We start from the raw sequence: 9,411 nt of genomic DNA, 5'->3' as shown, positions 1-9,411 counted from the left end.
GATAGGTAAATTAGGAGTAATCTCAGAAATTTTATTTGATATAAATTTGTTAACTTCCAAATCTTTAATAATATTTTCTAAATTGTTTTTTCTTATTCCATATTTTTTTGTAGATTTTATTAGGTTCTCTAAATGCGGTTTTAAAAGTATAAACTTAGGAGGTTTTCCAACCATTCGCATTGTGGTAAATACACCTCTAGACCCCCAAAGATCATTAAAATGAACTTCTTTAAGATTACTAAGCTGATAAGATTTTTTTAATAAGAGTGTTGCCATTTTCTGTTAAAAAAGATTCTGGATGAAATTGAAACCCATATATTTTGTTTTTATTATCCTCAAGGCCCATTGGTATTTTTGTTTTACTACATCTCATAGTTATTTTAATTGAATTCGATTTGAATGGCTCCATTAATTTTAATGAATGATATCTACCAACTTTAAATTGTTGATTATTTTTAAAAATTTTACTTTGATTATTTGTTTTTATTTTTGATTGAAATCCATGATATATTCTTTTTTGCTGTATGATTTTACCTCCTTCATTATACAAAATCATTTGATAACCAAGACAAATACCAATAATTTTTTTCTTTCCTTTATATTTTTTATAAATTTTTGATGTTGTTGGATAATCTTTTGGTGAACCAGGTCCTGGAGATAAAACGATCGCATCACTTTTATCAAGCGATTTATCATTTACTTCATAATAGTTTGCGCAAATTACTTTATCAAATTTTGCAAATTGATGAACAACATTCCAAGTAAAAGAATCTTGATGATCAATTATGTAAATCATTTAAATAACTCCAGTAAAGATTTTGCTTTAATATAATTTTCATTGAACTCTTTCTTTGGTGAGCTGTCTAATACTACACCAGATGCAGCAGAGATCTCTGATTGATTTTTATAATTTAATATAGATCTAATAATAATATTAAACTTCATATCTTGATTAAATTTAATAAATCCAAAACTACCTGTAAAAATATTTCTGCTTTCTTTTTCTTGATTATTTAAAAGTTCTAATGTTCTTATTTTAGGGCAACCAATTACGGATCCTCCAGGCATCATCGCTCTAATAATATCAATCAATTTTGTATTTTTATTTAATATTCCACCTATTGAAGTCACATAGTGAAAAAGATGCTTGTATTCCTCAACATATTTTTTTTTGAGTATTTTAACACTTCCTGGTTTACAAATTTTAGATAAATCACTTCTTTCCATATCAACTATCATGTTGTGTTCTTTGGTTTCTTTCTCATTATTTTTAAAATATTTAAGAGCTGTATTTTTATTAGAAGAGTATTTTTTCTTAAAAGTACCAGCAATTGGTTTTGTAATTATTTTGTTTTTTTTCTTATCTATCAATGTTTCTGGAGAGCAACTTACTATCGAATAATCCTTGTCTTTTATCATAAATGACTCTGGGGAAGCATTAACACGCATTAATTTCCAAAAAAAATTAATAGGATTAATTAAAGATTTATTTTTATATTTTGTACAAATTTTAATTTGATAAGTTTCACCTTGTCTTATTTTTTTTGAAAATAATTCAAATATTTTTTTATATTTTTCATAAGAAATATTGATCTTAAAGGGACTTAGTATTTGAGTTTTGCTGAATTGATAATTGAATGTATGTTTTTTTATACTAGATATAACTTTAATATCTTTTCTGATTTTAATTATTGTCTCAGGTTTATAAAAAACCCCTTTATAAAAATTTATCCTTTTTTTATTTTTTAAATTAATACCAATTAAATTACATAAAATTTCGTAACCAAAAAAACCAAGATATAAATCTGTCTCTTTTTTGTATTTTTTTTTCTCTAACGATTTAAGAAAATTATGTATATTTTTTTTTGTTAAAACAATTTTTTTGGAAAAATCAGTGTAAATATTATACCCATCATCTACTTTATAAATAATTAAAGGTTTATCTGATTGATACAGATCCTCTAAATATGGGTTAAATTTAAACTTATGCTGGCTGAGTTCTTTCAATTGCTTTTTCTACTATAGGTAAATGTATCAGACCTGCAAAAATTGATAATGCGATAGATCCGTACCATGCATAATCAAAATTTCCATTTAACTCATAAAATACACCACCAAGATATGCTCCTAGGAAAGAACCAATTTGATGGCTTACAAAAACTATTCCATATAACAATCCAACATATTTTGTACCAAAAATGTGTGCAACAATTCCATTTGTTGGAGGAACTGTGGATAACCATAAAAAACCAAAAGTAACTCCAAAAACTATCGAGTTAAATATACTTGGTGGTAAGAAAATAAAATAAATTATAGAAATTCCTCTTAATAGATAAATGGCACTTAAAATTTTTTTCTTACTATACCTTGTTGCTAAATAACCGCTGGTAATCGTACCAGCCATATTAAATATACCAATCAAAGCTAAAACCATTGCAGGCGTCCAGTCAGGCAAACCTTTGTCTGCCATATAAGTAGGAATGTGTGTTGCTACTAAAGCAATATGCCAACCACAAACAAAAAAACCTAAAGTGAGATAAATAAAACTTTTGTTTGCAAATGCCTCTTTTAGAGCATCTATTGCTGTTTGATTGTTATCTTGATTAACTCCTACAGGTATTTTTGGAGTACTAACAAACAAAGCTACCACTAATCCTAAACCTAAAAGAAGGGAAAAATATAAAAGTGTATTTTCCCAGCCTGTTTCAACTAAGGAATATCTTACAAGTAAAGGTGATACAAAATATCCGAATGAACCTGCACATGTAACAATTCCTGTTGCAATAGTTCTATTAGATGCTGGAAAATGTTTAGCTACCACTGATACCGGAATACCTATTGCAGTGGAGCCTAAGCCTATTCCAATCATCACTCCTATAGTTAAAGTAAAATAACCTCCAGTATTATAGCCAGAATAAAAAAGCAAAACCCCAACTAAATAAAAAACAAAACCAATAAAAATTGCAACAGCTCCTCCGTATTTATCAGTAATTACACCAAACAATGGACTGAATACTCCCCAAAGTAATAACTGCAATCCCATAACAAAACCAAAATGGGATATTGAAATATCTAAGTCAGTATTAAAATCAAAATAAAACAATCCAAAGGTCTGTCTTATTCCTAAAGAAATAATTACAACTATAGAAGCAGCAATTAAAGTGATTAGTGCTTTTTTGCTAATAGTAAAACTTTCTGAATTCATTTAATAAATTTTAATGCTTGTTTTATATCATCTATAATATCTTTAGGATCTTCAAGTCCAATATGCATTCTTATTATATGTTCATCTTTATTTATATGTGTAAATTGTCTCTTACCTAGTGCTTGGTGTGTTTGATAAAGTGCTAAGCTTTCGAAACCTCCCCAACTAAATCCATACCCAAAAAGTTTTAAAGAATTAATAAATTTTAACACTGAGTTTTTATTTTTTGATTTTATTTTAAATCCTAATAAACCCGATGCTCCAGAATAATATTTTTTCCATAATTTATAATTTTGACTGCCTTTTTTATATGGATAAAAAACTTTAATTATTTTTTTCTGTTTTGATAAAAACTTGGAGACTTTAAGTGCATTTTCCTGATGTTTTTCCAATCTTACATCTAAAGTTCTAATACCTCTTAAAATTAAATACGCATCATCAGGACCTAATCTTAATCCTGAAACTTTATATGTTGCTTCTACTAATTTAAAAACTCTTTTACTTATAGCTAAACTGCCACCCATTACATCTGAGTGACCAGAATAATATTTTGTTGCAGAGACAATCGACATATCGAAACCTAGCTTTATTGGTTTCAGGTAATAAGGTGTCCCCCAAGTGTTATCTATGGCTGTATAAATTTTATTTTTTTTTGCCAATGCAACTATTTTAGATAAATCTTGAAATTCAAAAGTGTTGCTTCCAGGATTTTCAACAAAAATAAGCTTTGTTTTTTTTGTAATCTTACTTTTTAGATCATTAAAGTCATTTGGATTATAAAATATTGCTCTGATATTAAATTTTTTAAGGTATGTATCTGTTAAAAGTCTTGATGGCGAGTAAACTGAGTCTGTAACAAGTATTTCATCATCTGGTTTCAAAACGCTTAACACACCAAGAAATATTGCACCAAAACCAGTAGGGGTTAGATAAACCTTATAACATTCTTCAATTTTTCTTAAAATTTGTTGTAAAGCATATGTTGTGGATGTTCCTTGTCTACCATAATCAAAATTTCCACTTACTGGATCTTTCAAATATTTACTCTGAGTTTTTTTAATATCCTGCATAGATTTAAAAATAATAGTAGAAGCTCTAACCACAGGAGGATTTACTGACTGATTACGAAAATCTTTAGCTGTATGTTTCAGGAAAGTCTTAAAGGAATTACCCATAATAAATTTGATATGTTATTAAGACAATGCTATATCCCATGAAAAACGTCAATAAAATTAAAATAGGACTAAATGAGTTACCCAAAGAAACATAGAGGCCGAAGAAAACAAGGTTCTAAAAAAAGAAGAGCTAAAAGAAAAAATAAAAAGAAATAATTCTTCTGCTATTCTTTAATCCAACCACCACCAAGCACTTTGTGGCCAAACTGGTCTTTACGATAAAAAACACATGCCTGACCAGGTGAAATGCCATCTTCAGGAATTACTAAATTAACACTAGCATTATTGTTATCTATAAGATCAACTTTTGCTTCTATAAGACTTCCAGTAGATCTAACTTTAACAAATAAATTTTGGTCTAAATCCTCTTTTTTAGTTAATAAATTTATTTCCTTCAAAGAAATTGTTTTTTTTCCAAGTTTTTCTTTAGGTCCAACTATTATTTCATTTTTATCTGAATTTATCTTTAACACATAAAGGGCTTCTTTGTCTGAAACTTTAATTCCTTTTCTTTGTCCAATTGTAAAATTAATAATTCCATCATGAACACCAATAACATCACCATCTAAATTTTTTATATTTCCTTTCTGAAAGGAGTCTGGTCTAAACTTTCGTATTACAGAAGCGTAATTACCATTTGGAACAAAACATATGTCCTGACTATCAGGTTTATCAGCAACATTTAAATCTAAATTTTTTGCAATTTCTCTAGTTTTATCTTTTAACATTCCACCTAATGGAAATCTTAAATAATCTAATTGTTCTCTCGTAGTATTGAATAAAAAATAACTTTGGTCCCTATTTTCATCTATAGCTCTATACATGTTTGTGATTTTATTTTCTGTAATACTTTTTACATAATGACCAGTAACTAATGCATCAGCATTGAGCTCTTTTGAAACTTCAAATAAATCTTTAAATTTAACAGTTTGATTACATTGAACACATGGAATTGGAGTTTCACCCTTTAGATAACTTTCAACAAAATTATCTATAACACCTTGTTTAAACTTATCTTGATAATATAAAATTTTATGCTCTATGCCTAACTTATGCGCAACACGTTTAGCATCCATTATATCTTGACCTGAACAACATTGCTTTGATGCAGCTACTTCTTTGCCATCGTCATAAAGTTTTAGTGTTATACCAATCACATTATAACCTTCTTTTTTCATAATCCCTGCTACAGTAGAAGAATCTACTCCGCCCGACATTGCGACAACTACGGTAGTATCTGAAGGTTTTTTATCTAATCCAATAGAATTTAAATCTTTATTCATAAGGTGGTATTTATACTTATTTACAATATAAGTTAAATTAAATGATTTTAGATTATGAACCAGGTGACAAAGTCACTAATCCTCAAAAAAAAGAATGGGGAATTGGGCAAGTGCAATCTATAATTAACGATAAAGTGACAGTTAATTTTGAAAATGCTGGAAAAAAAGTAATTAATGCAAAAAACGTTGAATTAAAAAAACTAGGAAAATGAAGTTAAACTTAAAAGAGATTGTTGAAAATTTAATTGATAATTTTTTAGAGGCTGGAGATTTGGCTCTCCAATTAAGAGAAAAGGGTTTAGAAAAAAAAATAAAATCAGACAATACTCCAGTTAGTAATGGTGATTTGGAAGTTAACAAATTTATATCAAATAAAATTTCTGAGATTACTCCTAATTTACCTATCATTTCAGAAGAAACTTCTGAAAATAAAGATAACCTAAATTTAAAGGATTTCTGGCTTGTTGATCCTATTGATGGAACTTATGATTATATTAATAATTTAGAAGAGTTTACCATTAACGCTGGTTTAATTATTAACAACAAGCCTGTTGCAGGATTGATAAATGCACCTGCAAAAAAAAGAATGTTTTACTCATTTGAAAAAAATAATGCTTTTGAGCTTAGCAACAGTAAAAAAATTAACTTAAGTAATTTACCTGCTAAGAAAACAGAAAAGTTAAAATTTATTTCATACTCGACTAAAATAAAGCCTGAAATTCAAAAAATTTATGATGATTTAGGAGTAAAAGAAAATATTAGAATGAAAAGTTCTTTAAAATTCTGTGTCGTTGCTGCTGGTGAATATGATGGTTATGTTGCTGAACCAAGGGCGTATGAATGGGATATAGCTGCTGGTCATGCAATTCTAGAACATTCGGGTGGAACTGTAACTGATTTTGAAGGAAATGAAATTTTGTATGGTAAAAAAGATTTAAAAAATCCAAGTATAATTTTGAAAAATAAAAATATTTTATAATGGATGAACAATTAAGAATAATACTAATAATAATTGTTTCTGTTTCAATTTTTGGGTTGTTAGTATTTGTTTTCGTAAAAAATTATATAAGAAATAAAATAAATCAGCTTGTTAAAGAAGAAAAAGATAAAAATTCAAAGTAGATTAATTATTTTAAGATATTCACCTTTTTCTATATCCATTACCTTTTTTGATGTATCAAAATCAAATCCATTTCTTGCAAGTAGAGATATATCTTTTTTATAAAATAAAGTTCTATTATCCTCTGCTCTAGCTGGGCCAATTCTTTTCTTTTTACATAATTTTATTGCTGAAAAAAAATCTTGATCAGAATTATTTTCCTTTATTTTCTCGACTGTACCCTTAATAAATGTCTCGTTAATTCCTTTTCCAATTAAATAATTTCTAATCTTGTTAATTGAATTTCCTCTTTGGATCATGCTTTTAGCTTTACTTTCAGAATAAAATTGATCATTTATAAATCTGTTTTTTTCTAAGTCGGACAAAACAATATCAATCAATTTATTTACATCTTTTTTTCTTACATCAGACGCTGATAGTTTCATATATTTTTTTAATAAATAAGTTTTAAGTTGTTGTTTTGAAGGAGCATACTTTTCAACATAAGCAAAGGCAAAATTACGCATCTCATCAACGGTTACTTGAAGTGTTTTTTTTCTATTTCTTATAGGAATCATTGTTAGAATTAATATAATATATCTAAATGATTGAACAAATTTATACTTATTTCACAATTGAGACACTTTACATGTGGATCAACCTTGGAGTTCTGCCTTTTTGGTTTATCTTGATAGTGTTTCCTCAATCACATTTAAGTAGAATTTTTGTAACATCAATTTTTCCTTTTTTCATATTAAGTGGTGTATATATCTTCATTCTATACAAATCTTATTTAATTGGTTATGATTTTGATGGCAATTTCTCTCTTTACTTGGGTCTAAGCGAGTTATCTAGATTATTTGAAGACCATTTGTACATAATGATTTTTTGGACCCATTTCATAGCAATAAACTTATTTATTGGTGGTTGGATTGTCAAAGATTCTCAAAAGTTTTCTATAAACAAAGTTTTGATGGCTGTACCATTAATTGTTACTTATTTAATTGGTCCAATAGGTTTATTTTTATACTGGATAATTAGAATTTTTTACGCAAAAAGAATTAGTTTATATGAGTAGTCATATAGATTTTTATTTCGACATAATTAGCCCTTATGCATATATCGCACACAAAAAAATACTTAAAATTAAAAGTATCTTATTTAATTACAAACCAATTTACTTGGGAGGTCTTCATAAACTAGCCGGAATCAAGTCTCCAGCATTTAATAAATATAAATTAAAAAATAATATAAATGATTGCAATTTGGTATCTGAAAAAAATAACATTGAATTTAAATGGAATTCTAATTTTCCTATAAATTCATTAAATATAATGAGAGGATATATTAGTGTTAGTAAGGATAAGCAAAACGATTACCTAAATTGTTTTTTTGATGCATATTGGAAAGATAATCATGACTTATCAAATAGTGAAAATATTTCTAAATTATTAAAGAATTTAAATATTGATAGTGAAGAATTTTTTCAAAATATAAAGGAACAATCAGTTAAAGATAAATTGATTAAATTAACTGCTGATGCTTTTCAAAAAGAAGTTTTTGGAACTCCGACCTTTATAGTCAATAATAAAATTTTTTGGGGACAAGATAGACTTGAATATGCTTTAGAAGAATTTAATGCTGATTAAATTATTTTAAATTTGCTGCTAGCTATAGATCCAAACCCACCGTCAATATGTGATACTTTTTGATATCCCATATCTTTTAATGATTTTACAGCTAAAGCTGATCTTACACCTCCTGCACAAAATAAAACAAATTCTTTCTTTTGGTCTATTTGTCCATTTTGAAATACAGGACTATTAGGATCTAAATATACTTCAAGCATTCCTCTTGGAATATGACTTGCTCCTTCAACGCTTCCTGTATTTTCTAGTTCATTACTTTCTCTTATGTCGATTAGATTACAATTTTTATCTTGGACCATTTTATAAGCTTGATCTGCATTAATTGTTTTAATCTCTTTTAAAGTTTCATTAACTAGCGATTGTAATGATTTAATGACCATAATATTGTAAAACCTATAACACATTATGAAAAAATTTTTTATAAAAATCTCTAAATTTTTAGGATACGAAATTTTAGATCAAAATAATTTTTCGTCTCCAACATTAGGAAAGGAATTAAATGAAGAATTATCAATTTTGAATGAAAAATCTATAGTTTTACCTTTAGGAGAGGTCAAAATTACAAAAAAAGTAAATTCAATACTCATTGTACTAAGAATGAATACAGATATTGAGATTTGGGATCAAAATAGAAGAAGGTTATTTGAGCATCCAAAAATTGAATATACTAAAAGATCATTAAATTCGCTTATTAGATCAATTGATTTTTTAAAAAATAAATATCCAACCATAAATGTTAAAACAATAATTGTTGATGATAATTCAAGTATTGAAAAACTTAATATAATTAAAAAAGTAATTGATAGAAATAATATACAGATAATTAATTTAGATTACTCAAAATATAAAAAAAAAATATCAGAACAAAAAAATAAAGAAACTTTTGCAAACCTTGCGAGTTTACTTCAAAGTTTTGAGATTGGAAAAAATTCTGGCGAAGATTTAATTTACTTTGTCGAGGATGATTATTTGCATTTTGAACCAATGTTGGAGGAAATGG

General features: G+C 27.0%; 12 protein-coding genes and 2 pseudogenes. 6 read left to right on the top strand and 8 right to left on the bottom strand.

Annotation, left to right across the window (positions count from 1 at the left end; all coding sequences use genetic code 11):
- The 6 genes and pseudogenes from AMO08_RS01900 to mnmA form a co-directional block, all read right to left on the bottom strand.
- A pseudogene (locus AMO08_RS01900) lies at positions 1-276 on the bottom strand (hypothetical protein); the annotation flags it as partial.
- Entirely contained in the window at positions 239-796 is a 558-nt protein-coding gene (locus tag AMO08_RS01895; RefSeq protein WP_075484633.1) for an aminodeoxychorismate/anthranilate synthase component II, read from the bottom strand. The gene AMO08_RS01895 and the pseudogene AMO08_RS01900, both read right to left, overlap by 38 nt.
- A complete protein-coding gene (locus AMO08_RS01890; protein WP_075484631.1) occupies positions 793-2,007 on the bottom strand; it encodes a chorismate-binding protein in 1,215 nt (404 codons plus the stop codon). Before AMO08_RS01890 ends, AMO08_RS01895 begins: the two co-directional genes overlap by 4 nt.
- The gene (locus AMO08_RS01885) at positions 1,985-3,205 is read right to left on the bottom strand and encodes an MFS transporter (RefSeq protein ID WP_075484629.1); all 1,221 of its coding nucleotides are present in this window, start codon (positions 3,203-3,205) and stop codon (positions 1,985-1,987) included. Before AMO08_RS01885 ends, AMO08_RS01890 begins: the two co-directional genes overlap by 23 nt.
- Positions 3,202-4,380: a trans-sulfuration enzyme family protein gene (locus AMO08_RS01880; protein WP_075484627.1), complete on the bottom strand. Its 1,179-nt coding sequence runs from the start codon at positions 4,378-4,380 to the stop codon at positions 3,202-3,204. The genes AMO08_RS01885 and AMO08_RS01880 overlap by 4 nt, the downstream gene beginning before the upstream one ends.
- A gap of 164 nt (positions 4,381-4,544) precedes the next feature.
- Positions 4,545-5,663, bottom strand: a complete 1,119-nt coding sequence (gene mnmA, locus AMO08_RS01875) for a tRNA 2-thiouridine(34) synthase MnmA (RefSeq protein ID WP_075484625.1) — start codon at positions 5,661-5,663, stop codon at positions 4,545-4,547.
- 41 nt (positions 5,664-5,704) lie between these two features.
- Between mnmA and AMO08_RS01870 the strand changes: the two genes are divergently transcribed.
- From AMO08_RS01870 to AMO08_RS05735, 3 genes are read left to right on the top strand one after another with little or no spacing between them, the layout of a single operon-like run.
- Positions 5,705-5,875 (top strand): DUF3553 domain-containing protein, encoded by a 171-nt coding sequence (locus tag AMO08_RS01870; RefSeq protein ID WP_075484623.1) that lies wholly within the window; start codon positions 5,705-5,707, stop codon positions 5,873-5,875.
- The gene (locus AMO08_RS01865; RefSeq protein ID WP_075484621.1) at positions 5,872-6,642 is read left to right on the top strand and encodes a 3'(2'),5'-bisphosphate nucleotidase CysQ family protein; all 771 of its coding nucleotides are present in this window, start codon (positions 5,872-5,874) and stop codon (positions 6,640-6,642) included. Before AMO08_RS01870 ends, AMO08_RS01865 begins: the two co-directional genes overlap by 4 nt.
- A complete protein-coding gene (locus AMO08_RS05735; RefSeq protein WP_179850730.1) occupies positions 6,642-6,785 on the top strand; it encodes a hypothetical protein in 144 nt (47 codons plus the stop codon). The genes AMO08_RS01865 and AMO08_RS05735 overlap by 1 nt, the downstream gene beginning before the upstream one ends.
- Here the strand turns inward: AMO08_RS05735 and AMO08_RS01860 are convergent.
- A complete protein-coding gene (locus tag AMO08_RS01860; RefSeq protein ID WP_075484619.1) occupies positions 6,777-7,340 on the bottom strand; it encodes a regulatory protein RecX in 564 nt (187 codons plus the stop codon). The two genes, AMO08_RS05735 and AMO08_RS01860, sit on opposite strands and share 9 nt — an antisense overlap.
- Before the next feature lie 26 nt (positions 7,341-7,366).
- Here AMO08_RS01860 and AMO08_RS01855 point away from each other — a divergent pair, with 26 nt between their 5' ends.
- Both AMO08_RS01855 and AMO08_RS01850 read left to right on the top strand, forming a co-directional pair.
- Positions 7,367-7,840 carry an ABA4-like family protein gene (locus AMO08_RS01855; protein ID WP_075484617.1) on the top strand — a complete coding sequence of 158 codons (474 nt, stop codon included), beginning with the start codon at positions 7,367-7,369 and terminating at the stop codon, positions 7,838-7,840.
- Positions 7,833-8,411, top strand: coding sequence for a 2-hydroxychromene-2-carboxylate isomerase (locus tag AMO08_RS01850; protein WP_075484615.1), 579 nt, complete (start codon positions 7,833-7,835; stop codon positions 8,409-8,411). The genes AMO08_RS01855 and AMO08_RS01850 overlap by 8 nt, the downstream gene beginning before the upstream one ends.
- Here AMO08_RS01850 and AMO08_RS01845 read toward each other — a convergent pair.
- On the bottom strand, positions 8,408-8,791 hold the full coding sequence (locus tag AMO08_RS01845; RefSeq protein ID WP_075484635.1) for a rhodanese-like domain-containing protein: 384 nt from the start codon (positions 8,789-8,791) through the stop codon (positions 8,408-8,410). The two genes, AMO08_RS01850 and AMO08_RS01845, sit on opposite strands and share 4 nt — an antisense overlap.
- A 25-nt stretch (positions 8,792-8,816) precedes the next feature.
- Between AMO08_RS01845 and AMO08_RS01840 the strand changes: the two are divergent.
- Positions 8,817-9,411, top strand: a pseudogene (locus tag AMO08_RS01840) (glycosyltransferase family 2 protein); the annotation flags it as partial.

Origin of the sequence: Candidatus Pelagibacter communis (assembly GCF_001180205.1) — a bacterium.
Lineage (GTDB): Bacteria > Pseudomonadota > Alphaproteobacteria > Pelagibacterales > Pelagibacteraceae > Pelagibacter > Pelagibacter ubique_O.
This window is presented reverse-complemented; position numbering and strand designations above follow the sequence as displayed.

Coding starts and splice junctions, on each gene's coding strand:
- AMO08_RS01895 (WP_075484633.1), bottom strand. CDS start 796: ATGATTTACATAATTGATCATCAAGATTCTTTTACTTGGAATGTTGTT.
- AMO08_RS01885 (WP_075484629.1), bottom strand. CDS start 3,205: ATGAATTCAGAAAGTTTTACTATTAGCAAAAAAGCACTAATCACTTTA.
- AMO08_RS01880 (WP_075484627.1), bottom strand. CDS start 4,380: ATGGGTAATTCCTTTAAGACTTTCCTGAAACATACAGCTAAAGATTTT.
- mnmA (WP_075484625.1), bottom strand. CDS start 5,663: ATGAATAAAGATTTAAATTCTATTGGATTAGATAAAAAACCTTCAGAT.
- AMO08_RS01870 (WP_075484623.1), top strand. CDS start 5,705: ATGATTTTAGATTATGAACCAGGTGACAAAGTCACTAATCCTCAAAAA.
- AMO08_RS01865 (WP_075484621.1), top strand. CDS start 5,872: ATGAAGTTAAACTTAAAAGAGATTGTTGAAAATTTAATTGATAATTTT.
- AMO08_RS05735 (WP_179850730.1), top strand. CDS start 6,642: ATGGATGAACAATTAAGAATAATACTAATAATAATTGTTTCTGTTTCA.
- AMO08_RS01860 (WP_075484619.1), bottom strand. CDS start 7,340: ATGATTCCTATAAGAAATAGAAAAAAAACACTTCAAGTAACCGTTGAT.
- AMO08_RS01855 (WP_075484617.1), top strand. CDS start 7,367: ATGATTGAACAAATTTATACTTATTTCACAATTGAGACACTTTACATG.
- AMO08_RS01850 (WP_075484615.1), top strand. CDS start 7,833: ATGAGTAGTCATATAGATTTTTATTTCGACATAATTAGCCCTTATGCA.
- AMO08_RS01845 (WP_075484635.1), bottom strand. CDS start 8,791: ATGGTCATTAAATCATTACAATCGCTAGTTAATGAAACTTTAAAAGAG.